This is a genomic window from Streptomyces sp. NPDC050674, from assembly GCF_040654575.1.
In the GTDB taxonomy this organism is placed as follows: domain Bacteria; phylum Actinomycetota; class Actinomycetes; order Streptomycetales; family Streptomycetaceae; genus Streptomyces.
Map to the genome: position 1 here is coordinate 261,234 of NZ_JBFAIG010000005.1, position 24,765 is coordinate 285,998.

General features: G+C 72.8%; 18 protein-coding genes. 6 read left to right on the plus strand and 12 right to left on the minus strand.

Annotation, left to right across the window (positions count from 1 at the left end; translation table 11 throughout):
- Window positions 1-33: 33 nt before the first annotated feature.
- The 4 genes from AB0I06_RS11505 to AB0I06_RS11520 form a co-directional block, all read right to left on the minus strand.
- On the minus strand, window positions 34-1,293 hold the full coding sequence (locus AB0I06_RS11505; RefSeq protein WP_363118563.1) for a protein kinase: 1,260 nt from the start codon (window positions 1,291-1,293) through the stop codon (window positions 34-36).
- A gap of 74 nt (window positions 1,294-1,367) precedes the next feature.
- Window positions 1,368-3,158 carry a serine/threonine-protein kinase gene (locus tag AB0I06_RS11510; protein ID WP_363118645.1) on the minus strand — a complete coding sequence of 597 codons (1,791 nt, stop codon included), beginning with the start codon at window positions 3,156-3,158 and terminating at the stop codon, window positions 1,368-1,370.
- Window positions 3,159-3,324: 166 nt separating this feature from the next.
- The gene (locus AB0I06_RS11515; protein ID WP_363118564.1) at window positions 3,325-5,844 is read right to left on the minus strand and encodes a protein kinase; all 2,520 of its coding nucleotides are present in this window, start codon (window positions 5,842-5,844) and stop codon (window positions 3,325-3,327) included.
- A 153-nt stretch (window positions 5,845-5,997) separates the two neighbouring features.
- A complete protein-coding gene (locus AB0I06_RS11520; protein WP_363118565.1) occupies window positions 5,998-8,040 on the minus strand; it encodes a serine/threonine-protein kinase in 2,043 nt (680 codons plus the stop codon).
- Between the two features lie 171 nt (window positions 8,041-8,211).
- Between AB0I06_RS11520 and AB0I06_RS11525 the strand changes: the two genes are divergently transcribed.
- The gene (locus AB0I06_RS11525; protein ID WP_363118566.1) at window positions 8,212-9,255 is read left to right on the plus strand and encodes a serine hydrolase domain-containing protein; all 1,044 of its coding nucleotides are present in this window, start codon (window positions 8,212-8,214) and stop codon (window positions 9,253-9,255) included.
- Between the two features lie 9 nt (window positions 9,256-9,264).
- Here the strand turns inward: AB0I06_RS11525 and AB0I06_RS11530 are convergent, their stop codons facing one another.
- A complete protein-coding gene (locus tag AB0I06_RS11530) occupies window positions 9,265-10,971 on the minus strand; it encodes a glycerol-3-phosphate dehydrogenase/oxidase (RefSeq protein ID WP_363118567.1) in 1,707 nt (568 codons plus the stop codon).
- 271 nt (window positions 10,972-11,242) lie between these two features.
- On the opposite strand from AB0I06_RS11530, the gene AB0I06_RS11535 reads away from it, so the two are divergent.
- Window positions 11,243-12,451: a nucleotide sugar dehydrogenase gene (locus tag AB0I06_RS11535; RefSeq protein ID WP_363118568.1), complete on the plus strand. Its 1,209-nt coding sequence runs from the start codon at window positions 11,243-11,245 to the stop codon at window positions 12,449-12,451.
- Window positions 12,452-13,096: 645 nt separating this feature from the next.
- Here AB0I06_RS11535 and AB0I06_RS11540 read toward each other — a convergent pair.
- The 4 genes from AB0I06_RS11540 to AB0I06_RS11555 all read right to left on the minus strand — a co-directional run bounded on the left by AB0I06_RS11540 (window position 13,097) and on the right by AB0I06_RS11555 (window position 17,651).
- Window positions 13,097-14,221, minus strand: a complete 1,125-nt coding sequence (locus AB0I06_RS11540; RefSeq protein WP_363118569.1) for a GuaB3 family IMP dehydrogenase-related protein — start codon at window positions 14,219-14,221, stop codon at window positions 13,097-13,099.
- 105 nt (window positions 14,222-14,326) lie between these two features.
- Complete coding sequence (gene guaB / locus AB0I06_RS11545; protein WP_363118570.1) at window positions 14,327-15,829, minus strand: IMP dehydrogenase; 1,503 nt, start codon at window positions 15,827-15,829, stop codon at window positions 14,327-14,329.
- Window positions 15,830-15,983: 154 nt separating this feature from the next.
- Entirely contained in the window at window positions 15,984-16,571 is a 588-nt protein-coding gene (locus AB0I06_RS11550; RefSeq protein ID WP_030854669.1) for a sigma-70 family RNA polymerase sigma factor, read from the minus strand.
- A gap of 468 nt (window positions 16,572-17,039) precedes the next feature.
- A complete protein-coding gene (locus tag AB0I06_RS11555) occupies window positions 17,040-17,651 on the minus strand; it encodes a response regulator transcription factor (RefSeq protein WP_003948568.1) in 612 nt (203 codons plus the stop codon).
- Between the two features lie 380 nt (window positions 17,652-18,031).
- On the opposite strand from AB0I06_RS11555, the gene AB0I06_RS11560 reads away from it, so the two are divergent.
- Window positions 18,032-18,361 carry a WhiB family transcriptional regulator gene (locus AB0I06_RS11560; RefSeq protein WP_352117699.1) on the plus strand — a complete coding sequence of 110 codons (330 nt, stop codon included), beginning with the start codon at window positions 18,032-18,034 and terminating at the stop codon, window positions 18,359-18,361.
- A 65-nt stretch (window positions 18,362-18,426) separates the two neighbouring features.
- On the opposite strand, the gene AB0I06_RS11565 is transcribed toward AB0I06_RS11560, so the two are convergent.
- The gene (locus AB0I06_RS11565) at window positions 18,427-19,323 is read right to left on the minus strand and encodes a LysR family transcriptional regulator (protein WP_033311558.1); all 897 of its coding nucleotides are present in this window, start codon (window positions 19,321-19,323) and stop codon (window positions 18,427-18,429) included.
- Between the two features lie 81 nt (window positions 19,324-19,404).
- Here AB0I06_RS11565 and AB0I06_RS11570 point away from each other — a divergent pair, with 81 nt between their 5' ends.
- The 3 genes from AB0I06_RS11570 (at window position 19,405) to AB0I06_RS11580 (ending at window position 21,758) form a co-directional block, all read left to right on the plus strand.
- Window positions 19,405-20,073: an MOSC domain-containing protein gene (locus AB0I06_RS11570; protein WP_363118571.1), complete on the plus strand. Its 669-nt coding sequence runs from the start codon at window positions 19,405-19,407 to the stop codon at window positions 20,071-20,073.
- 94 nt (window positions 20,074-20,167) lie between these two features.
- Window positions 20,168-20,941, plus strand: coding sequence for an SDR family oxidoreductase (locus AB0I06_RS11575; RefSeq protein ID WP_363118572.1), 774 nt, complete (start codon window positions 20,168-20,170; stop codon window positions 20,939-20,941).
- A gap of 109 nt (window positions 20,942-21,050) precedes the next feature.
- Entirely contained in the window at window positions 21,051-21,758 is a 708-nt protein-coding gene (locus tag AB0I06_RS11580; RefSeq protein ID WP_363118573.1) for an ester cyclase, read from the plus strand.
- Window positions 21,759-21,894: 136 nt separating this feature from the next.
- Here AB0I06_RS11580 and AB0I06_RS11585 read toward each other — a convergent pair whose 3' ends face one another.
- Window positions 21,895-22,950: a hypothetical protein gene (locus tag AB0I06_RS11585; RefSeq protein ID WP_363118574.1), complete on the minus strand. Its 1,056-nt coding sequence runs from the start codon at window positions 22,948-22,950 to the stop codon at window positions 21,895-21,897.
- Window positions 22,951-23,125: 175 nt separating this feature from the next.
- Window positions 23,126-24,751: a chaperonin GroEL gene (gene groL / locus AB0I06_RS11590; protein WP_363118575.1), complete on the minus strand. Its 1,626-nt coding sequence runs from the start codon at window positions 24,749-24,751 to the stop codon at window positions 23,126-23,128.
- Window positions 24,752-24,765: the final 14 nt, after the last annotated feature.

Below are 24,765 nucleotides of genomic sequence, written 5' to 3' on the forward strand. Positions count from 1 at the left end.
GGAGCCCGTGACGTCGCAGCCGGCCGTTCCCTCCTACGGGGTGCTCGGCGGGTCCGTCCGGGAGGTCGGCGCCTTCGATGTGACCGGCGGCTGAGGCGGCACCGATGTCGGAGGCGCCGCCGGTGTCCGCGGATCCACCGGTGTCCGCGGGGTCACCGGTGTCCGCGGGGTCACCGGTGTCCGAGGCGCCGCCGTCCTCGGCGTGGACGCCGAACTCGTCGGCGCGGGACCGCCGTCCCCGTCACCCTCCGCCCTGAGCAGGGCCGCCGCCGACACCCCGGCCCCCGCCATCGCGGCGACCAGCAGCGCGGCGACGAGCACACGCCGGGCGGGCTGTCTGAGGAACGCTTCGTCCGGCCGGCCCGGGCCCACCTGGGGCGGGAGCGGCTCGGGAGCCCGGGGGCGTCCGCGCGGCGCGTCCCCCACCGTCGGCGCGAAGGGCGGCGGCGACACCGGCATGCGGCCCGTGTCGCGGAAGGCCCGCAGCATCCGCTCCGCCCGGTCCGCGTCCAGTCGCCGGTCCGGATCGCGCTCCAGCAGGCCGTGGACGACGGGCAGGAGCGGCCCCGCCTGCGGGGGCGGCTGGATGTCGCCCACGACGACCGCGTGCAGGATGCCGCCCAGCGAGTCGCGGTGGAACGGCGACTCCCCGCTGAGGGCCGCGCACAGCAGGGCGCCGAGCGACCACAGGTCGGACTCGGGCCCGGTCCTGACCCCGGACATCCGCTCGGGCGCGGTGTACTCGGGTGAGCCGACGAAGGCCCCGTTCTCGGTGAGCGTGGGGGTGCCCGCGACCTGGGCGATGCCGAAGTCGGTGAGGACGACCCGGTCGGTGCCGGTCTCCAGCAGCACGTTGTCCGGTTTGAGGTCACGGTGGAGCACCCCGGCCGCGTGGGCGGCGCGCAGGGCGCCGAGCAGGGCGATACCGATGCGGGCGGCCTCGGCGGCGTCGACCGGGCCGTGCCGGGCGAGCCGGTCGGCGAGCGAGCCGCCCTCGATCAACTCCATGACGATGTACGGGCGTTCGCCGTCCTCGACGACATCGTGGACGACGATGATGTGCGGGTGGCTCAGCTGGGCGACGGCCCGGGCCTCGCGGAGCGTACGGTCCCGCTGCCGGCGTGCCTGCGCACTGGAGAGCGTCTCGTCGTAGGGGAGTTCCTTGACGGCCACGCCCCGGCCGAGCAGTTGGTCGGTCGCCCGCCAGACCACGCCCATTCCGCCGCGACCGAGCTTCGCCTCCAGGCGGTAACGCCCCGCGATGACACGGAAGTCGGCCCCCTCGGTCCCCATGCGCCCCATCATGCCGCAGACGTCGTCGGCGCCCACGAAATCCGGTCGCCGTCCGGCTCCGGACGGTCACGCTCCTAGCGCGGCTGTTGCCAGCCCTGGAGGACCCAGGTGAACTCGCGGCTCGCCTGCGCCCAGTCCTGCTCCGGTGAGGACATGTAGATCGCGTACTCGACGCCGTCGCGCGAGAAGTACGTCTCCTCGATGGCGTGGCGCGGTCCGGCCACGTAGGGCGGATCCTTGGCGAGCGCCGTCCAGGTGTACTCCCACAGCGAGCCCCTGCGGTCGCGGTAGGTGTTCTCCCGCATGGTCACCCGCTTGTAGTCGACCAGCCCCTGAAGCTGCTGTTCCAGATCCTCCTGGTGCGACTTGGCGTCGGCGAAGTCCGGTGACGCGTCGATGGCGATGCGGACGAAGTGCTTGCCGCCGTCGGGCGTGTAGTCGATCTGCTTGATCTCGTCCTGCGGGCCGAAGGGCTTGCGCTTCCAGCCCTTGGGCAGGTGGAGGCTGAATCCGGCGGGGTCGTCGTAGCGGACCCAGCTGTCCGGAACCGGTCCCCCGGACCGCTCCGTGCCCGTGGACGTCGTCGTGCCGGACCCGCCGTCCCGCGCCGACCGGCCCTCGTTCCACTGCTGGAGCACCACGGCCGTGCCCCCGCCGATGACGGCGGCGAGCGCCACGACGAGGGCGAGGGTGCGCAGCCTGCGGCGCCTTCCGGAACCGGTCTGTCGCGGGCCCGTCATGGGTCCGGCCGTGGCGGGGCCGTAGGGCGGGGTGCCCGCCGTCGACGCGCCGCTGGCCGCGGTGCCGGCCAGCGGCGGGAGCGGCGTCCCGGTGTGCGACCCCGAACCGGCGCCGAACCCACCCGCACCGACCGAGCCGGTGCCCGGCGATCCGCTGCCCATCGCGCCGCTGCCCGCCGGGCCCGTCCCCACCGAGCCGCTGCCGGACGTACCCGCGGGGGCGTGGCCCGTGCCCGTACCGCTGCCGGCCTCCCGGTACGGCGTGGTGCCCCCGAACTGCGTCGGCACATACGCCTGTGCCCCGTTCGGCCGCCGCCCCTCGGCCGCCTCGGCCAGCATCTGCTCGGCCTCGGCCACGTCGGGCCGGGCGCCCGGGTCCTTGCGGAGCAGGGCGGTGATGACGGGGGCGAGCGGGCCGGCGTGCCGGAGCTCGGCGGCCTCCTCCTCGACGACGGCCTGCATGGTGGTCAGCGGTGTCGTGCGCCGGAAGGGCGAACGGCCCTCCACCGCCGTGTAGAGGGTCGCGCCGAGCGCCCACAGGTCGGAGGACGGGCCGGGGTCGTGGCCGCGCACGCGCTCGGGCGCCAGGTAGTCGACCGAGCCGACGACCTCTCCGGTCCGCGTGATGGTCGTGTCGCCCTCGATCTGGGCGATGCCGAAGTCGGTGAGCAGCACCCGGCGGTCGCGGGCGAGGAGGACGTTGCCCGGCTTGATGTCGCGGTGCAGGACACCGGCGGTGTGCGCGGCGCGCAGGGCCCGCAGCACCCAGAGGCCGATGCGTGCCGCCTCGCGCGGCTCGACGCGGCCCTCCTCCTTGACCGCGTCGGCCAGGGAGCGGCCCTCGACCAGCTCCATCACGATCCAGGGGCGGCCGTCGTGCTCCAGCACGTCGTGCACCGTGACGACGGCGGAGTGGTTGATCCGTGCGGCGGCCCGCGCCTCGGCCCGGGTGCGCGCCAGCAGGATCGCCTGCTCGCTCTCGGAGACGTAGAGGGCGGCCGTCAGTTCCTTGATGGCGACCGACCGGTGCAGCACCTCATCATGCGCACGCCAGACCCGGCCCATGCCGCCACTCCCGATGGATTCGGCCAGCCGGTAGCGGCCCGCGACGAGCAGGCCCTGCATCTGATTCACGTTGCCCCGCAATGGTCTTGACAGGGTCAGCGTAAGGACCCGCCCTCACCCGGGGAACAAGCGGGGTACCACGGTGACCGCACTGTGACGGTTGTGCCTGCCGGGAGGGGAGGCGACCGGAAGCCGAACCGCGGTGTACGGGCGGTGCGGCGGCAGCTCAGCCCGTGGCCTTGTACGTCGCCGCCGCCTGCTCGTACAGCCGTGTCACCTCGTCCCGCTCGGACTCCGGGCCGCGCACCTGGACCACGTGGTAGCGCCCGCCGACCAGCATCGCGAGGTTGCGGACGTACAGGTCGCCCCCGTCGCCGCTCCAGGTGAACTGTCCCTCGGCCATGGTCCGTCCGCCCACCTCTATCCTCTTCAGCCCGGTGGAGGTGGCCCAGCTGGAGTCGCGGTACGGCTGCAACTCGCGCTCCGACTCCCGCTGGTACGCCATCGGATCGCTGCCGTACTCGGAGGCGCTGTCGCGGCCCGCCACGACGATCAGCTCGAAGTCGCCCTTGGAGTAGACGACCTGGCCACTGCCGTTGCGGGGGGCGCGGTCCCAGCCCTTGGCGACGGCGACCTGGAAACCCGCCGAGTCCTTGCGCAGGGTGAAGCCGTCGGCGGCGCCGGGGCCGGTGGTCTGTGTCTCGGTGGTGCCCGCCGACGACGACGGGCTCCCGTCCGGCTCGGGCGAGGTCTGCTCGGGCCGTGGCTCGCTGCTGGCGTCCGGCTCGGGCGGCCGGCTGACCTCGCCCGCGGCGCCGGTGCGGTCCGCGCCGTTCGCGCCCTCGGTCCCCGACTTGGGCATGAAGAGCATGGCGTAGGCGATCGCCGCGGCCATCACGAGCAGCACCAGCAGGAGCAGGTTGCGGCCGAGCCGGCGCGGCGAACCGGACTCCTTCTTCGCCCGCTTGTGCCGTCCGTGGTGGGCGGGCAGCCCGGCCTTGCGCCTGCGCACGAGCTCGCCGCGGCGCCGTACGACGGGCAGCCGGCCGGCGTCCACCGGCGGCACCGGGACGACGTGCATCCCCGCCTCCGGCTCGGGCGCCGACCGCACCAGGGAGCGCAGCCAGCCGCGCACCTCCTCGAAGTCGAGGCGCTCGGTGGGGTCCTGCCGCAGCAGCGACTCCACCACCGGCCGCAGCGGCCCGCACTCCTCGGCGTACGCGGGCGGCTCCGCGCACACCATCTGCACCAGCTCGGCCGTCGACTCCTCCGGGTAGGGCGCGTGCCCCTGCACGGCCCTGAAGAGCAGCGCGCCGAGCGCCCACAGGTCGGTCGCGGGGCCGATCGGCGCGGCCAGCTGCCAGTTCTCGTGCACCGGTCCGGCCTGCTCCGGCGCCCAGCGCTCGGTCACGGGCCCGACCACGGCCATCCGCGCCTGCCGCGCCCGCTCGGCGGCCAGCGCGGTCGCCGGGCCGCGCCGGGGGGCGGGGGTGCCGGCGACCAGGTCGTCCCACCGCGTGGACTCGCCGTGGGGCGCGCTGTCCGGGGCCGGCGGGAGTGCCGCCCGCTCCCGGTCCTGCGGGGCCGGTCCGTCGCCGGCCGTGCCCCGGGGCGTCGCGCCGTGCCACCCGGTCGTCCGCGGGCCGCCGCCCACGCCGTAGGGGTCGGCGATCCGCCCGGGCGGCTGGGTGCCGGGCGCGGTGCCCTGCCCGGGGATGTAGGGCGACTGCGCCGATCCTCTGTCATGGGGCGCGGGCCCGCCGTCCGGGGCGGGCCGGGCCCCGGGCAGGGCGGCCCGCTCGCCCTGCTGCGCCTCCTGCACCCGGGCCGCCGCCCGGGCACCGGCCCGGTAGGCCGCGATCGCCCCGGCGCGCGCCGCCCTCGGGTCCCCGCTGTCCTCCACCGGCCTGCGCACCGGCACCACCGATCCGCCTCCGGGGCCCTGGCCCCCGGCCGAGGGCAGTCCCCTGGACTCCCTGGCCTCGATGGCGGCGCGCCGCGCGGCCTCGGGGTCAGCCGCGCCACCGGCCGGACCCGGACGTCCGGAACCTCCGACGCCCTGGACCGGCCCCCCGGTGCCGCCTTCCCGCCCCGGCCCCGGGGCCTCCTCGAAGGGCGGTTCCGGCACCGGGTCGTACCCGCACAGCGCTTCCTCCGCGGCGCCCACCGCCAGCCCGGTGAGCATCACCCGCCCGTCGTCGCAGACCAGCACCGTCCGCGCGGTGATGTTCCGGTGCACCCAGCCGTGCGCGTGCAGCACCCGAAGCGCCATCAGCACGTCGGAGGCGACCTCGGCCGCCCGGTACGGCGTCAGCGGCTTCTCGGCGAGCAGCGCCGCCAGCGGACGGGCGGCCACCAGCTCACTGACGATCCAGAGCGAGCCGCCCTCGGCGAACACGTCGAAGACCTGGTCGAGTCGCGGGTGGTCGGGGATGGCCGCCGCGGACTGCGCCGCCTCGACCGCGCGCCGCACCACCGGATCCGTGGGCCGCCGCACGCCCGGACGCGCACCCGCGCGCCCTCCGGGCCGCCGCGCACCACCGTCACGGGCCGTGAACCCGTCGGGCAGGCCCTCGGCGTCGAGGACCTCCGCCTCGACCACCTCCGGCAACGGCACCTGCCGGACCAGGACTTCCTGTCCGCTGTAGGTGTCGAAGGCCCGGGTCTCGGTGAGTTCGTACTCGTCGGAGGGCGGCAGCGGCAGGCGGTAGCGGTCGGCGAGCACCCGGCCCGCATAGTCGTCCACGTTGCCTCCCCCGGCAGCCCGTTCGGTCACATCCAGTCGCCCCACGGTCCGTTCCGGCTGCACACGGTCCGCACACATTCACGATACGTGCCGCGGGCAACCCGCAATGCGGGGATGCCAGATCTCACTCCCCAAACCCGGGGCGCCTCATGCTCAGGACTTGGGTTCGAAGGTCTTCGTCAGCGTCCGCCACGTCTCCTTGCGCAACCGGCCGTCCCAGCCTGCCGCCTTGGCCGTGTACATCAGCGCGTACCCCTGCCGGTCGTCGACCACGAAACCCCGGTCGATGGTCCGGTACCTGGTGCCGTTCTCGGTGTAGGTGAACTCCCAGTCGGCCGTGTTCCAGTCCCGGTAGTCCACCTTCTCTATGCGGATCCTCTTGTACTGCGCGCGCACCATGTAGCGCTCCTGGTTCTTCCAGTCCGCCACCGGGTCGCCCTTGGGCGTGGACGTCCAGGCGATGAGCAGCTTCTGCCCGTCGGGCCCGGTGAAGCGGTCGCCCGCCGCACCGGCGGACCGGTACTTCCAGCCCTTCGGCAGGCCGATCGAGTACCCCTGGGAGCCCTGGTGAGTCGACTCCGCCGCGGTGCCCTTCCCCGTGCCCGAGCCGCTGTCGTCCGAAGAGCCGCTCGCCTGGCCGCTCGCCCGGCCGCTCGGCGTGCCCGAGGCGGAGCCGGACGGCGCGGGCTGGGTCTGCGCCCCGTCCGTGCGCGTGCCGTCGCTCTCGTCGCCCTTGGTGTCGGAGCCGTCCGACGCGGTGGCGGCGGTCTTCCCCGCGCCCTTGCCGGAGGCGCCCTTGGACCCCTCGTCGTCCCCGCCGAGCGCGAGGGCGAGCACGACGCCGATCACGGCGAGCACCACGACCGCCGCGATGATCATCAGGGTCCGCCGCGGCACCACGTCGGTGAGCGGCGCCCGGGGCACGGGCCTGGGCGGCAGGTCCGGCGACGGCATGACGGGCCAGCCCGAACTGCGGCCCCCGGAAGCCGTCTTCGACTCCGGTGCGCCTGCGCCCCGCTCCCCGGCCCCTGCGCCCGGCCGCGTCCCGGACGCGCCCGCGGCCCCGGCCCCGCCCGCGCCGCCGTCCGACGCGGAGGAAGCCTGGTCACCCGTCCCCGAAGAGGCCGCGGAGTCACCGGAATTGGCCGACAGGGCGGCCGGTCCCGCGGCGGCCTTGCGCACGGAACGCAACGCCCCGCGCAGCCGCTCCCCGGGCTCCTCGCCCCGCTTGCCCCCGGCGCCCGGCGCGCTTCCCTTGCCCGAGGACCTGTCCGGCTGCGCCGGCAGCGGCACGACCTTCGTCGCGTCCATCGGCTCCGGCTCGGCCCTGTCCGGCGCGCGCAGGACCGCGTTGAGCATGGCCCGGGCACCCGCGTCGTCGAGCCGCTGCGCGGGGTCCTTGGTGAGCAGTCCGTGGATGACGTCCTTCAGCGGGCCCGCGTTCTTCGGCTCCTCCAGCGGCTCGGTCATCACGGCCGTGAGGGTCGCTATGGCCGACCCCTTGTCGTACGGCGGAGCGCCCTCCACCGCCGCGTACAGCAGCCCGCCGAGCGACCACAGGTCGGCCGCCGGGCCGGGCTTGTGCCCGCGTGCCCGCTCCGGGGAGATGTAGGAGGGCGCGCCGACGAGCATGCCGGTCGAGGTGATGGACGGGTCGCCCTCGACCTGGGCGATGCCGAAGTCGGTGAGCACGACCCGGCCGTCCTCGGCGATCAGCACGTTGGACGGCTTCACGTCACGGTGCAGGATGCCCTCACGGTGGGCGGACCGCAGCACGTCGAGGACGGCGAGCCCGACCTCGGCGGCGCGCTTCGGCTCCAGGAGGCCGTCCTCACGGATGACTTCGGCGAGCGACTTGCCCTCGACGAGCTCCATCACGATCCAGGGCCGGTCGTCCTCCTGGACGACGTCGAAGACCGTCACGGCGCTGTTGTTGCGGATTCGCGCGATGGCCTTGGCCTCGCGCAGCGTCCGCGTGATCAGCCGCCGCTTCTCCTCCTCGTCGATGTTCGTCGGGAACCGCAGCTCCTTGACGGCGACCGTCCGCCCGAGGGTCTCGTCCTGGGCCCGCCACACCGTGCCCATGCCTCCGCGGCCCAGCACCTTGCCCAGCCGGTAACGCCCCGCGAGGAGACGCTCCCTGTTGTCCTGACGAGTGTCCTGACGAGATGTGCCCGCCCGCTCCGCCTCCGACATGCGTCCCCTCATACAACCCGCCCTGACAGAGCCTCCATTGTCTCTCACCCGACAAGTGCCCGGCGCCCAGGGGCCCCCTGGCGGGCACCCGCGGCCCCGCCCCGCGGCCACCCGGGTGCGGCGCGCCCCACGCCGCCTTGCATGATGGGCGCCGACCAGGGAGGAGCCCGCATGCCACCGATTCGGACATTGCTGGCCCTGCCGGTGGCCGCCGCCCTGTTCGGGCTTCCCCCGGCCGACTCCTCGGCCCTGTCGATGGCGCCGACCGACGCGGTGCTGCCGCTGCTGGTGACGCGGGGTGAGGCCCCGGCCGCGGCCCTGCTGGCCCGCGAGGGGACCACCACCCGTTACGCCGCCGCCGGTCCGGGAATCGCCCGCTCGGACCATTTCCGCGCCGGCAGCATCACCAAGACGTTCCTCGCGACGGTGGTGCTGCAACTGGCCGCCGAGCACCGGCTGTCGCTGTCCGACACGGTGGAGCGGCACCTGCCCGGCCTGGTGCGGGGAGCGGGCAACGACGGCCGCGCGCTCACCCTGCGTTCCCTGCTGACCCACACCAGCGGCCTGTACGACTACACCGCGGACACCGCCGGGACCGTGCCCGTCACACCCCGTCAGGCCCTGAGTCTTGCTCTCGCCCACCCTCCGGCCGAACGCGGCCGCTTCTCCTACTCGAACACCAACTACGTGCTGCTCGGCCTGGTCGTCCGGCAGGTCACCGGGCACACGTACGCCACGGAGGCCGAGCGCCGCATCATCACCCCGCTGCGCCTGACGGGCACCTCCTTTCCCGGCTCCCGTTCCTCACTGCCCGCTCCGCACGGCCGCGCCTACGCCGCCGACGGGACCGACGTCACCGCGCTCGACCCGCGGGTGGCCGGCGCCGCGGGCGAGTTGGTGACCACGCTTTCCGATCTGGACCGCTTCTACACGGCCCTGCTCGGCGGCCGGCTGCTGCCCCCGCGCCGGCTGCGCGAGATGCTCGACACCCGTACCGCGCACGGCGCGTACGGCATGGGCCTGTTTCCCGAGAAGCTTCCCTGCGGCACGACGGTGTGGGGGCACAACGGACACATATCCGGCAGCTACGTGCGCACCGCCGCCACCGTCGACGGCCGGCGCGTCCTCACCTTCCGCGTGAACACGGACGCGATCGCGGACCCCGGCCTCGAACCCGCCCTGCTCACGGCCGAGTTCTGCCCCCGCACCGCCTAGGCGTACTGATCACAACGGCACGATGTCCGGCGCCCCCAGCCGCGCCGCGTCCGCCGTCAGGTCGTCCGGCTGGCGCTGCGACTCCCGCTCGGCCTCCACCCGCTTCTCGTAGTGCTGCACCTCGCGCTCGATCTGGTCCTTGTCCCAGCCGAGGACCGGCGCCATCAGCTCGGCGGCGTCCCGCGCGCTGCGCGTGCCCCGGTCGAAGGTCTCGATGGAGATGCGCGTCCGCCGGGTCAGCACGTCGTCCAGATGCCGCGCCCCCTCGTGGGAGGCGGCGTACACGATCTCGGCGCGCAGGTAGTCGTCGGCCGCGGCCAGGGGCTCACCCAGCGAGGGGTCCTCGGCGATGAGCTCGAGCAGCTCCTCGGTCAACGTCCCGTAGCGGTTGAGCAGGTGCTCGACCCGCACCACGTGGAGCCCGGTCCGGGCGGCGATCCGCGCCCGGGCGTTCCACAGCGCCGGGTAGCCCTCGGCGCCCAGCAGCGGCACGTCCTCCGTGACGCACTCGGCGACCCGCATGTCGAGCCCGTGCACCGCGGCGTCCACCGCGTCCTTGGCCATGACCCGGTACGTCGTGTACTTGCCGCCCGCCACGACGACCAGCCCGGGCACCGGGTGGGCCACGGTGTGCTCGCGGGACAGCTTGCTGGTGGCGTCGGACTCACCGGCGAGCAGGGGGCGCAGGCCCGCGTACACGCCCTGGACGTCGTCCCTGGTGAGCGGCACCGCGAGGACCGAGTTCACATGCTCCAGCAGGTAGTCGATGTCCGCGCTGGAGGCGGCCGGGTGGGCCTTGTCGAGGTCCCAGTCGGTGTCCGTGGTGCCGACGATCCAGTGCCGGCCCCAGGGGATGACGAACAGCACGGACTTCTCCGTGCGCAGGATCAGGCCGGTCGTGGAGTGGATCCGGTCGCGCGGCACGACCAGGTGGATGCCCTTGGACGCCCGCACGTGGAACTGCCCGCGCTCCCCGACCATCGCCTGGGTGTCGTCCGTCCACACGCCGGTGGCGTTGACGACCTGCTTGGCGCGGATCTCGTATTCGCCGCCGCCTTCGACGTCCTGCACCTTCGCGCCGACGACCCTCTCGCCCTCGCGCAGGAAGCCCGTCACCCGCGCGCGGTTGGCGGCCTTCGCGCCGTACGCCACCGCCGTGCGCACCAGGGTCGCCACGTAGCGGGCGTCGTCCATCTGGGCGTCGTAGTACTGCAACGCGCCGACCAGCGCGTCCTTCTTCAAGCAGGGCGCCACGCGCAGGGCGTGAGAGCGGGTCAGATGGCGGTGCATCGGCAGGCCCCGGCCGTGCCCGCGGGCCATGGACATGGCGTCGTACATGGCGACGCCCGACCCCGCGTACAGCCGCTCCCAGCCCTTGTGCTGCAACGGATACAGGAACGGCACCGGCTTCACCAGATGCGGGGCGAGCCGCTCGAGCAGCAGGCCGCGCTCCTTCAGGGCCTCGCGCACGAGCGCGAAGTCGAGCATCTCCAGATAGCGCAGTCCGCCGTGGATGAGCTTGCTGGACCGGCTGGAGGTGCCGGACGCCCAGTCGCGCGCCTCGACCAGCCCGGTGGACAAGCCCCGGGTCACGGCGTCGAGCGCGGTGCCCGCACCGACCACGCCTGCGCCCACGACCAGCACGTCCAGCTCGCGCTCGGCCATCGATGCGAGTGACTCGACGCGCTGCGCCGGTCCGAGTGTCGCTGTCCTCACCGCTGCCTCCCGCTGATCGGTCGCACGGGCCCCACCCGTCGGGTGAGACCCCGTCCGTACCCCCTGCCCAAATTCTGACCGCGTTGCCCCACTTCAGCCACCACGGGCCCGCAGCCTGTGGAGAACGCTCACGGAACACTCACCCGAAACTCGGCCGGACAATCCCGCATATCGGTCATATTTACTCCTAGTCTGACATTGCGCTCGCCCGTCCTGTCCACAGGGCTTGCGCACCTGTCCCACTTCGGCTATCGGGAAGGACGGCCACGCCATGCCCGCAGATCTCGCCGTCATCGGACTCGGCGCATACGGCCTGCCCCTGGCCCAGGCCGCCGTCGCCGCCGGCATCCCCACCATCGGCTACCGGACCGGCCCCGAGGCGGGCTCGCTCAGCCCCGCCGAACTGCGCCGGATGCTCTCGGGGGGCTTCCGGCCGATCACCGACCCGGCCGAGCTCGGCCGGGTGCGCACGGCGGTCATCTGCGCGCCGACCCCACGCGGAGCGGACGGCGGACTCGACCTGAGCCAGCTGGAGGCGGCCGCCCGCACCCTGGCCGCCCGTCTGCGCCCGCACACCACAGTGATCCTCGAGTCCCCCGTGTACCCGGGGGCGACGCAGGAGGTCCTGCGTCCGCTCCTCGAGGAGGGCTCCGGCCTGCGCGCGGGCCGCGACTTCCACCTCGCGTACTCCCCCAGCCGCGTCGACCCGGGCAACCGCGACGTCACGCCCGCCACCACCCCCAAGGTCATCGGCGGCCTCACCCCGGCCTGCACCGAGTCGGCCGCCGCGTTCTACGGACGGCTGACCGACAAGGTGGTACGCGCGCGTGGCCTGCGCGAGGCGGAGACCGTGCAGCTGCTGGAGACGAACTACCGGCATGTGAACATCGCGCTCGTCAACGAGATGGCCGTCCTCTGCAACGACCTGGGCGTCGACCTCTGGGACGTCGTCCGCTGCGCGGAGACCAAGCCGTTCGGCTTCCAGGCCTTCCGCCCGGGCCCCGGCGTCGGCGGCCACTCCGTCCCCCAGGACATGACCGCCGGGGGCGGCCGGGGCCTGCGCATGGTGGAACTGGCCCAGCAGGTCAACAGCCGCATGCCGGGCTACGTCGTCCAGCGGGCCGCCACGCTCCTCAACGAACACGGCAAGTCGGCCCGGGGCGCCCGCGTCCTCCTGCTCGGTGTCACCTACAAGCCCGACCTCGCCGACCTCCAGGGCACCCCGGCCCGGGAGATCGCCCTGCGCCTGCGGGAACTGGGCGCGGCGGTCAGCTACCACGACCCGTACGTCCCGGCCTGGAGCGTCCTCGACCACCCCGTGCCGCGCGCGGACTCCCTCTACGAGGCGGCGGCCGACGCCGACCTGACCATCCTCCTCCAACAGCACCGCACCTACGACCTCCAGGGCCTGTCGGTGAAGGCCCAGCTCCTGCTGGACACGCGGGGAGCAGCCCCGACGGGGGCGGCGCATCGGTTGTGAAGGGGAGCGCGCGGGGTGCGTGACCCAGGCGACTGGTGGCATGAGGCACACGGCGCGGGTACCTTACGGACACAGGTGGAGCCCATCGCAGGGGGTACTGCGGCAGGCTCCTGGATGGATCACGGACTGTCCGCCCCGGGTCTTCGTGGGGGCGGCCGCTCACCATCCGAAACAAAGCGGAGCCCACCGCAGCGGTCACTGCGGCAGGCTCCTGGATGGATCACGAAGTGTCCGCCCCTACTTCTTCTGGGGGCGGCCGCTCACCATCCGAGAATCCGCAAGATCCACCTCCTCCGGCACTGCACCATCCGAAGACGGAGTCGGTCCCAGCGGGTGGGCTTGCGGTGGCGTCCCATGGGCGCCCCCTTCCACGACGCCGCCCATTGACCCGGTAGGCGGCACGTCGGAGTTCGGGCCGGGCCCCGAGGGCCGGGGTCCGGAACCGTGTCCTTGGAAGGGGGCACCCAGAAGAACCTGGGCGCCGATCGGACACTAGCGCCTCGAAACCGCCCTCCCCGAGGCCGAACGGCCTGAAGGCACCCGTGCGCCCCCTGACGGCAACACGCGCCCCGTCAGAGCCACTTGGGCACGCAAAAGGGCCCGGCCACTTCCCGAGTGACCAGGCCCTTCTCAGCCGGGGCCGGACTACCGCCGGTGCTGCGAGTCCGCCACCGTGACCTCGACGCGCTGGAATTCCTTCAGCTCGCTGTAGCCGGTCGTGGACATGGCGCGGCGCAGGGCGCCGAAGAGGTTCATCGAGCCGTCGGGGGTGTGGGACGGGCCCGTGAGGATCTCCTCCAGGGTGCCGACCGTGCCGAGGGCGACCTTCTTGCCGCGCGGCAGTTCCTCGTTCACGGCCTCCATGCCCCAGTGGTGGCCACGGCCCGGCCCGTCGGTGGCACGGGCCAGCGGGGAGCCCATCATGACCGCGTCGGCGCCGCAGGCGATCGCCTTGGGCAGGTCGCCGGACCAGCCGACACCCCCGTCCGCGATGACGTGCACGTACCGGCCGCCCGACTCGTCCATGTAGTCGCGGCGTGCGGCGGCCACGTCGGCCACCGCCGTCGCCATGGGGACCTGGATGCCGAGCACGTTGCGCGTGGTGTGCGCGGCGCCGCCGCCGAAGCCGACCAGCACACCGGCCGCGCCGGTGCGCATCAGGTGCAGGGCCGCCGTGTACGTGGCGCAGCCGCCGACGATCACCGGGACGTCCAGCTCGTAGATGAACTGCTTCAGGTTCAGCGGCTCGTGCGCGCCGGAGACGTGCTCGGCGGAGACCGTCGTACCGCGGATGACGAAGATGTCCACGCCCGCGTCCACGACGGCCTTGGAGAACTGCGCGGTGCGCTGCGGGGAGAGCGCGGCGGCGGTGACGACGCCGGAGTCGCGCACCTCCTTGATGCGCTGCCCGATCAGCTCCTCCTTGATGGGAGCGGCGTAGATCTCCTGCAGACGGCGGGTCGCGGTCTCCGAGTCCAGCTCGGCGATCTCGTCGAGCAGCGGCTGCGGGTCCTCGTAGCGCGTCCACAGGCCTTCGAGGTTCAGCACGCCGAGGCCGCCGAGCTCGCCGATGCGGATGGCGGTGGCCGGGGACACGACCGAGTCCATGGGGGCGGCCAGGAAGGGCAGCTCGAAGCGGTAGGCGTCGATCTGCCAGGCGATCGAGACCTCCTTCGGGTCCCGCGTACGGCGGCTGGGGACGACGGCGATGTCGTCGAAGGCGTACGCCCGGCGGCCGCGCTTGCCGCGCCCGATCTCGATCTCAGTCACGTTGGTGGCCTTTCCCTGATGCGTTTCAGCGTCTTCCAGTATCGCCGACGGGCACGCCGAGGGCGGCCCCGGATGCCCCGGGGCCGCCCTCGGAAGGCCTGGCCGCTACTTACGGCTGTAGTTCGGCGCCTCGACCGTCATCTGGATGTCGTGCGGGTGGCTCTCCTTGAGGCCCGCCGAGGTGATCCGGACGAAGCGGCCCTTGGACTCCATCTCCTCGATGGTGGCCGCGCCCACGTAGCCCATGGTCTGGCGCAGACCGCCGACGAGCTGGTGCAGCACGTTGGCCAGCGGGCCCCGGTAGGGCACCTGGCCCTCGATGCCCTCGGGCACGAGCTTGTCGTCGGAGCCGACCTCGGCCTGGAAGTAGCGGTCCTTGGAGTACGACCTGGCCTGGCCGCGGGACTGCATCGCGCCGAGCGAGCCCATGCCGCGGTACGACTTGAACTGCTTGCCGTTGATGAACTGCAGCTCGCCCGGGGACTCCTCACAACCGGCGAGGAGGCTGCCCAGCATCACGGTGTCGGCGCCGGCGGCCAGGGCCTTGCCGATGTCGCCGGAGTACTGCAGGCCGCCGTCGCCGATCAGCGGGATACCGGCCGGGCGGGCCGCGAGGGACGCCTCGTAGATGGCGGTGACCTGCGGGACACCGATGCCGGCGACCACGCGGGTGGTGCAGATCGAGCCGGGGCCCACGCCCACCTTGATGCCGTCGACACCGGCGTCGATCAGCGCCTGGGCGCCGTCACGCGTGGCGACGTTGCCGCCGATCACGTCGACGCCGACGCTCGACTTGATCTTCGACATCCAGCTGAGGGCGTTGCTGTTGTGGCCGTGCGAGGTGTCGACGACCAGGAAGTCCACACCGGCGCCGGCCAGCGCCTGGGCCCGCTCCAGGGCCTCGGGGCTGGCACCCACGGCCGCGCCGACGAGCAGCCGGCCCTCGGCGTCCTTCGCCGCGTGCGGATACTGCTCGGCCTTGACGAAGTCCTTGACCGTGATGAGGCCCTTGAGGACACCCGCGTCGTCGACCAGCGGAAGCTTCTCGATCTTGTGGCGGCGCAGCAGCTCCATGGCGTCGGCGCCGGAGATGCCGACCTTGCCGGTGACCAGCGGCATCGGCGTCATGACCTCGCGCACCTGACGGGTGCGGTCGGTCTCGAAGGCCATGTCGCGGTTGGTGACGATGCCCAGCAGCTTCTTGTTGCCGTCGGTGACCGGGACGCCGCTGATGCGGAACTTGGCGCACAGCGCGTCGGCCTCGGCCAGCGTCGCGTCCGGGTGCACCGTGATCGGGTCGGTGACCATGCCGGACTCGGAGCGCTTGACCAGGTCGACCTGGTTGACCTGGTCCTCGATGGACAGGTTGCGGTGCAGGACGCCGACGCCGCCCTGGCGGGCCATCGCGATCGCCATGCGGGACTCGGTCACCTTGTCCATCGCCGCGGACAGCAGCGGGATGTTGACCCGGACGTTGCGGGAGATGCGGGACGAGGTGTCGACCGCGTTGGGGAGCACCTCGGATGCACCCGGCAGCAGCAGCACGTCGTCGTAGGTCAGCCCGAGTGTCGCGAATTTACCGGGCACTCCGTCGACGTTGGCAGTCATGACACCTTCCCCCAAATGGCCTTGATCGGTGCGGATGTCCATGCTAACGGGCAGCGGGGCTGTCTCATTCCACGGTTCCACCCGGCTCCGGGCTTCGTATGTTCGTACGGAAGCGACACACCGCCTGTTCAACGGAGGGGCAGTTCGCGCGGCGCTACTGCTCGGCCAGGGCCCTCAGCCGGCTCAGCGCCCGGTGCTGGGCCACCCGGACCGCACCGGGTGACATTCCCAACATCTGGCCGGTCTCCTCGGCCGTCAGCCCCACCGCGATCCGCAGCAGCAGCAGCTCCCGCTGGTTCTCGGGCAGGTTGGCCAGCAGTTTCTTGGCCCATTCCGCGTCGCTGCTGAGCAGGGCGCGCTCCTCCGGGCCGAGGGAGTCGTCCGGGCGCTCGGGCATCTCGTCGGAGGGGACCGCCGTCGAACCGGGGTGCCGCATCGCCGCACGCTGGAGGTCGGCGACCTTGTGGGCGGCGATGGCGAAGACGAACGCCTCGAAGGGACGCCCGGTGTCCCGGTAGCGGGGCAGTGCGAGGAGCACCGCCACGCAGACCTCCTGGGCGAGGTCCTCCACGAAGTGCCGGGCGTCGCCCGGGAGACGGGACAGACGGGTGCGGCAGTAGCGCAGGGCCAGCGGGTGGACATGGGCGAGCAGGTCGTGCGTGGCCTGCTCGTCCCCGTCGACGGCGCGGTGGACGAGCGCACCGATCGCGCCCTGGGCAGGGGCCGCCTCGTCGTCGCGCATCGGTCCATGGTGCCTTGCGGCCACCGGGTCCGCGGCACCGCGCCCGTTGTTGTGCACCGAAGCGTTATGAGCAGGTGCGCCGGCACTCATCCCCTGCGCCCTCCCCTTCCGCTCGACCGACTCGTCCCCGAGGAACTCCACACCCCCAAGGATGCGGCATCCGCGGCGAAACGAGCAGCGGGCCTTCGGCGGACCCCCGGTCCACCCGCGCCCACCTGGCGTTCCGTGCCTCACCACGACCGCTGGGGCCTGCCGTTCGGATCGTCCCGGGGACGTGGGCCCTCGCCTGCGCCGTCCGGGGCTCTCGGCCTCGCCCGGAGGGGTGCGGAGCGCCGGCGGCGCCGTCGTCGGCCACCGGCTCCGGTCCACGCGGGTGCGGCTCGCGCGGGGGCATCCAGGTGGCCCCGCTCGCCGGCCCCGGCCTGAGGCCGCGCGGCGTCGAAGCCGGGCCGATCCGAAGGACAGGCCCTAGCGCACCAGACCCCATCGGAAGCCGAGCGCCACCGCGTGGGCCCGGTCCGAGGCGCCGAGCTTCTTGAACAGGCGCCGGGCGTGCGTCTTGACGGTGTCCTCGGAGAGGAACAGCTCGCGGCCGATCTCGGCGTTGGAGCGGCCGTGGCTCATGCCTTCGAGGACCTGGATCTCACGCGCCGTGAGCGTGGGCGCGGCGCCCATCTCGGCCGAGCGCAGCCGGCGCGGGGCCAGCCGCCAGGTCGGGTCGGCCAGGGCCTGGGTCACCGTCGCGCGCAGTTCCGCGCGGGAGGCGTCCTTGTGCAGATAGCCGCGGGCACCGGCGGCGACCGCGAGGGCCACGCCGTCCAGGTCCTCGGCGACGGTGAGCATGATGATGCGCGCACCGGGGTCGGCCGACAGCAGCCGCCGGACCGTCTCGACGCCGCCCAGTCCGGGCATGCGTACGTCCATCAGAATCAGGTCCGAGCGGTCGGCCCCCCAGCGGCGGAGGACTTCCTCGCCGTTGGCCGCCGTCGTCACGCGCTCTACGCCGGGCACGGTCGCGACCGCACGACGGAGCGCCTCTCGGGCAAGCGGGGAGTCGTCGCAGACGAGGACGGATGTCATGACCGCCCTCCGCAGCTGATGCACGTCACCTTGAGCCTCCAGGCTGGTACGAAATCGTCACCTGTGCGGTCGACCGCCCCGGACACCCGTCCGAGCGCTTGTTGCTTCAACCGCCTCGCACTCTCAACGACGGTCACTCGAAAGAGTTACGGGGCCGGCTGCCCTCTTCGGCACTCTACGTGAGGGGACGGACACGGTGCAGACATGCACCGCAGACCCTCGAACTTTCATCACAACCTATGCCCCATTCAGACCCATTTCTTCCGCTTTGCCAGTGTCTGGAGCTAGATTCGCAATGAGTCATATTTTCATCTCCTTAGATCGTAGTTGTACGGTCGTAGACACCGGATCCGCCCAGAACGGCTACAAGGGGTCACGTAATGGCAGATTTCTCCCGCCTTCCCGGACCGAACGCGGACCTGTGGGACTGGCAGCTGCTGGCTGCCTGTCGCGGGGTGGACAGCTCGCTCTTCTTCCATCCGGAGGGCGAGCGCGGTGCGGCGCGAAGTGCTCGTGAGAACTCGGCCAAAGAGGTCTGCATGCGGTGCCCGGTGCGTGCCGAGTGCGCCGCCCACGCCCTGGCGGTGCGTGAGCCGTACGGCGTGTGGGGCGGACTGACCGAGGACGAGCGCGAAGAGCTCATGGGGCGGGCACGCAACCGGCTGGTGTCGGCGTCGGCATCGGGCGGGCACTCCGCCTCGAACAACTGAAGGAACGTTTCTGCTTACCGGCACGCGCACGCGTGCCGTTGGTTTTTGACGCCGGTGGGCGGCCGCTAGCGGCGGGCGGCCCGGGCCAGCTGGTCGAGCGTCGCGGCCACCGCCGGGACCTGTGCGAGGTCGGGAAGGGTGAGCGCGACGATCTCCCGCCGCACCGCCGGTTCGAGCCGCACGGTGCGCACCCCCCGGGGCCGTACCGACTCGACGGCCAGCTGGGGCAGCACGGCCACGCCCAGTCCGGCCCCCACCAGTCCGACGACGGCCGGGTAGTCGTCGGTCGCGAAGTCGATGCGCGGGGTGAAGCCGGCCGCCGCGCACACCTCGACCAGTTGTCCGCGGCAGCGCGGGCAGCCCGCGATCCACGGCTCCTCGGTGAGCTCGCCGATGGCGACGGACTCCGCGCCGGCGAGCCGGTGCCGCTCCGGCACGAGCGCGACGAGCCGGTCCGACAGCAGCGGCCGTACGACCAGGTCGTCCCATTCCTCGGCGCCCGCCGCCCCCTCGTAGCGGAAGGCGAGCGCCACGTCGCAGTCGCCCTCGCGCAGCAGACCGACGGAGGCGGGCGGCTCGGCCTCCTCCAGGGAGACACGGGTGCCGGGGTGTGCCTCGCGCAGCGCGGCGAGGGCCGTGGGCACGAGGGTGGAGCTGCCGCTGGGGAAGGAGACGAGCCGGACCCGGCCCGCGCGCAGCCCGGCGATGGCGGCGACCTCCTCCTCGGCCGCCGTGAGCCCGGCGAGGATCCCGGCGGCGTGCCGCACCAGGGCCTCACCGGCCTGGGTCAGACGCATCTCCCGTCCGGTGCGGATCAGCAGCGGTGTGCCGACGGAGGTCTCCAGGGCCTTCATCTGCTGGCTGACGGCGGGCTGGGTGCAGCCCAGCTCACGGCCCGCGGCGGAGAAGGAGCCGGTGGTCGCGACGGCGCGCAGGACACGGAGATGACGAGCTTCGATCACCCTTCGAGGATAAGTCACCCTTTGACGCCGCCGCCGATAATGCGTCGACGCTTTGGGGGCCGGTCGCCTACCGTGCGGTGCATGAGGCTTCTGTCAGTGAATCTGGGCCATGCCGTGGCCGTGCCCTACACGGACAACCCGGAGGGTGTGACCGGGATCGACAAGCGGCCGGTGGACGGGCCGGTGCGGGTGTCCGCGCCCGGGCCCAAGGGCATCGGCGGCAGCGGGCTGGCCGGGGACGCGGTGTGCAAGCTGGAGCACCACGGCGGTGACGACCAGGCGGTGTACGCCATGGCCCGCGAGGACATGGACGAGTGGGAGCGCGAGCTGGGCCGGACGCTGGCCGACGGCGCGTTCGGCGAGAACCTCACGACCCAGGGCCTGGACGTGTCCGGCGCGCTGATCGGCGAGCGCTGGCGCATCGGTCCCGAGGTGGTGCTGGAGATCACCTCCGGGCGGATACCGTGCCGTACGTTCCAGGGCCACATGGACGAGAAGGGCTGGGTGAAGCGGTTCACGCGGCGGGGCGCCCCGGGGGCGTACCTGCGGGTGATCGTGCCCGGGGAGATCCGGGCGGGCGACGCCGTCGAGATCGTGCGCCGGCCCGATCACGACGTCACCGTGGCCCTGCAGTTCCGGGCGGTGACGACCGAGCGGACGCTGCTGCCGCGTCTGCTGGCCGCGGGCGAGGCGCTGCACCCGGAGTTGCTGCGGACGGCACGGGAGTACCAGGCGAAGTACGGGTCCTGACGCCCGCTCACCACGCCCGTGTTCACCGACCCTTCACCACGGACGGCCCCACGGGGAAGCGGACCCACGCAGTCCAGGTCACTAACCTTCTGCCATGACAACGGCTCTGATTACGGGATCGACGGCAGGCATCGGGGCCGCGTTCGCGCGGCGACTGGCGGCCGACGGGCACAACCTGGTGCTGGTGGCCCGGGACACCAAGAGGCTCCGGGAACAGGCGACCGAGCTGCACGACCGGCACGGCATCGAGGCGGAGGTGCTGACGGCCGACCTGGCCGAGGACGAGGGCATCGAGGCGGTGGCCGCCCGCCTCGGTGACCGCAAGAACCCGGTCGACCTGCTGATCAACAACGCCGGGTTCGGCAACAAGGGCCGGTATCTCGACGTCTCCATGGCCGACGAGCTGCGGATGCTGAAGGTGCACTGCGAGGCGGTGCTGCGGCTGACGTCGGCGGCGACCGGGGCCATGCGCGAGCGCGGCCGCGGCGGCGTCGTCAACGTCGCGTCGGTGGCCGCCTTCGTCCCGCGGGGCACCTACGGCGCCTCCAAGGCCTGGGTCGTGCAGTTCACGCAGGGCGCGGCGCGCGACCTGGCGGGCAGCGGCGTACGGCTGATGGCGCTCTGCCCGGGGTTCGTGCGCACCGAGTTCCACGAGCGGGCCGGGATGGGCACGGACAACATCCCGGGCTGGATGTGGCTCGACGCGGACAAGCTGGTGGCGGCGGCGTTGCAGGATCTGGCGCGCGGCAAGACGCTGTCCATTCCGGACCCCCGCTACAAGGCTCTGATGGGGGCGGCGAAGCTGGTGCCGCGGGGGATGCTCGGGGCGGTGTCGTCCAGGACGGGACGCAAGTACGGGCCGCAGTAGGCGCACGCGGGCGGCCCGGCCCGCTCCTCCCCCGGCCGGGAGGCATCCGGGCCGGCCCCTTGGGACAATGGAGCTGTTCAGCCGGACCCGGGGGGCCGGAGGCGAGACCATGACCTTCGTACAGCTCATCGAATGCAGGACCAGCCGGCTCGACGAGATGAACCGGCTGATGGACCGGTGGGTCGAGCAGACCAAGGGGAAGCGGACCGCGTCGCACAGTGTGGTGGCCAAGGACCGGGCCGACGCCTCGCACATCGTGGAGATCGTGGAGTTCCCCTCGTACGAGGAGGCGATGCGCAACTCCGGGCTGCCGGAGACCGACCGGATCTTCCAGGACATGGTGGCGCTCTGCGACGAGACGCCGGTCTTCACGGACCTGGACGTGGTGCGGGACGAGCAGCTGTACGCGGCCACCGCGCGCAGGTTCTTCGAGCTGGTGGCCGGCCGGGGAGACGCGCCGCCGATGAACGACGTCTTCATCGAGGACTACCACGACCACGATCCCGCCAATGTGCAGGACACCATCGGGCTGGACGCGATGCGGCGCGAGGTGGAGGTGTGGCGGGGCGGGTTCGACTTCTCCTTCACCATCGAGGACCAGATGGCCCAGGGCGACCGGGTGTGCACCCGGTGGACCTTCCGGGGCCGCCACACCGGTGACTTCCTCGGCATCCCGCCGACCGGGCAGGACGTCACCATGACCGGCACGACCATCCACCGCTGCACACCCGACGGGAAGATCGCCGAGGGCTGGTGGCAGTACGACCGGCTGGGGCTGATGCAGCAGCTCGGGGCGCTGGAGCCCACGGAGCTGTGACCCTGCGGCGCTCCGTTCGGTCAGCCGGCCCGGCGGGCGGCGGTGCGCGCCCGCCGGGGACCGGGCGGGCGGCGTTGCGGCCGTGGAGCCGCCGGGTGAAGGGCTCGGGACGGGGAGGGGTACGGCCGCCGGCCGGCTAGTCGCCTCCGCCGCCGCCCCCTCCGTCGCCACCACCGCCGCCGTCGCCGCCGCCCCCGCCGCCGTCGCCCCCGTCCCCGCCGTCGCTGCCCCAGCCGTCGCCGCCGCCGGGTTCGTTGTCGTCGCGGTCCGTGCCGAGGTTGCTGAACCAGGGGCGCTCCCAGAGGTCGTCGCCCGTGTTCCGGCGGGAGCTCACGGCGCGGAACCTGGCCAGGCCCGTGGTGTCACCGAGGCCGAAGGACACCGCGACCGCGTGGGCCATCACGGCGTCCAGGGGGTCGGGGCTCTCGTGGTGCACGTCGGCCAGCGGCAGCAGCACCGAGCCCGGCGTGGGGCCGGACCGCCGTGAGGGGCGGGTCAGCAGCGCGACCCGCTGGTCGTCGCGCAGCAGCCACGAACTCACGGCGTTCTCGCGACGCAGGGTCCAGAGCCGGTCCGGCAGGGCGATCTCGACCTTGCTCTTGGACTTGCGCACCTTCTTGCGCAGTTCGAGCCGTGCGGTGACGTCACCGACGGCCATGACCAAGCCGTTGGCCCGGTCGGCGCTGTCGGGGCGGTAGCCGTACGGTGCCCACAGGCGCACCTTGGGGGCGCGCGGGCCCCAGACGTCCACGCGTACCGAGCGCCGGTCCACGGCGACGGTCACCTGTCCGGCGGGACCGGGCGCGTGGCGGCGCGCGATCCACAGCGGTACGCCCTCCGCCTGTGCCTGGGCGGCGAGGTCGGCCACGTGGTCCGGCCCGCCGCACCGGCGCACCGCCAGTTCGCCCAGCGCGCGGGCGAAGCCGGCAGCCTGACGGACCTTCAGAGGGGTGGTGGTGCCGGTCACGCGGGTGACCGGGACGACGCCGGGGCCCTGGGGCAGCATCCCCAGGGGGCGTTCGGTGCCCCCGCCGCCGAGCCAGTGACCCCGCAGGAACGCGTCGGCCATGGCGGCGAGGTTCAGCTCGTCCGGCGGGGTCGTCCTGCCGCCCCTGCGCAGTGCGTCCTCGGTGAGCCGCACCGTCCGCGCCAGCGGGTTGCGGGACCGCTCCCCGTAGAGCACCTGGTTCATCCCTGCCCCCTCATGATCCGGCTGCTGTGGGGGTAGACCGTCGACGGCCCCCGCCCGGTTCCCGGACCGGTGGTGGACGGCACACGGCGAAGGCCCGGCAGCCCCGTCTGGCGGGGTGCCGGGCCTTCGCTCGGGCTCGGACGAGCTGACGTCGTCAGCCCTCAGCCGTCATGCCTCAGTGGGAGTGGCCGTGGCCGTGGCCCGCGGCGGCCGGCTCCTCTTCTTCCTTCTTCTCGACGACCAGGGTCTCGGTCGTGAGGAGGAGGGAGGCGATGGAGGCGGCGTTCTCCAGGGCGGAGCGGGTGACCTTCACCGGGTCGATGACGCCGGCCTTGACCAGGTCGCCGTACTCGCCGGTGGCGGCGTTGAAGCCCTGGCCCTTGTCGAGCTCGGCGACCTTCGAGGTGATGACGTAACCCTCGAGACCGGCGTTCTCGGCGATCCAGCGCAGCGGCTCGACGGCGGCCTTGCGGACGACCGCGACACCCGTGGCCTCGTCGCCGGTCTTGCCGAGGTTGCCCTCGAGGACCTTGACGGCGTGGACCAGCGCGGAGCCACCACCGGAGACGATGCCCTCCTCGACCGCGGCGCGGGTCGCGGAGATGGCGTCCTCCAGACGGTGCTTGCGCTCCTTGAGCTCGACCTCGGTGGCGGCACCCACGCGGATGACGCACACGCCGCCGGCCAGCTTCGCGAGGCGCTCCTGGAGCTTCTCGCGGTCCCAGTCGGAGTCCGTGGTCTCGATCTCGGCCTTGATCTGGGCGACGCGGCCCTGCACGTCTTCCTTGTTGCCGGCACCGTCGACGAGGGTGGTGTCGTCCTTGGTGACGGTGACGCGGCGGGCGGAGCCGAGGACGTCCAGGCCGACCTGGTCGAGCTTGAGGCCGACCTCCTCGGAGACGACCGTGGCGCCGGTGAGGACCGCCATGTCCTGGAGCATCGCCTTGCGGCGGTCACCGAAGCCGGGGGCCTTCACGGCGACGGCGTTGAACGTGCCGCGGATCTTGTTCACGACCAGGGTCGACAGGGCCTCGCCCTCGACGTCCTCGGCGATGATCAGCAGCGGCTTGGAGGCGTTGGCCTGGATGACCTTCTCCAGCAGCGGCAGCAGGTCCGCGATGGCGGAGATCTTGCCCTGCGTGATGAGGATGTAGGGGTCGTCCAGGACGGCTTCCATGCGCTCCTGGTCCGTCACGAAGTACGGGGACAGGTAGCCCTTGTCGAAGGCCATGCCCTCGGTGAAGTCCAGCTCCAGACCGAAGGTGTTGGACTCCTCGACGGTGATGACACCGTCCTTGCCGACCTTGTCCATCGCCTCGGCGATGAGCTCGCCGACCTGGCTGTCCTGGGCGGACAGACCGGCGACGGCGGCGATGTCGGACTTCTCGTCGATCGGCCGGGCGGTCGCGAGGAGTTCCTCGGAGACCGCGGCGACGGCCGCGTCGATGCCCTTCTTCAGGGCGGCCGGGGAGGCACCCGCGGCGACGTTCTTCAGGCCCTCGCGCACGAGCGCCTGGGCGAGCACGGTCGCGGTGGTCGTACCGTCACCCGCGATGTCGTTGGTCTTGGTCGCCACCTCCTTGACCAGCTGGGCACCGAGGTTCTCGTACGGGTCCTCGACCTCGACCTCACGGGCGATGGTCACACCGTCGTTGGTGATGGTGGGAGCGCCGAACTTCTTGTCGATGACGACGTTGCGGCCCTTGGGGCCGATCGTCACCTTGACCGTGTCGGCAAGCTTGTTGACGCCGCGCTCGAGGGCGCGACGGGCGTCCTCGTCGAACTTCAGGATCTTCGCCATGGGAGCGTGAGCCC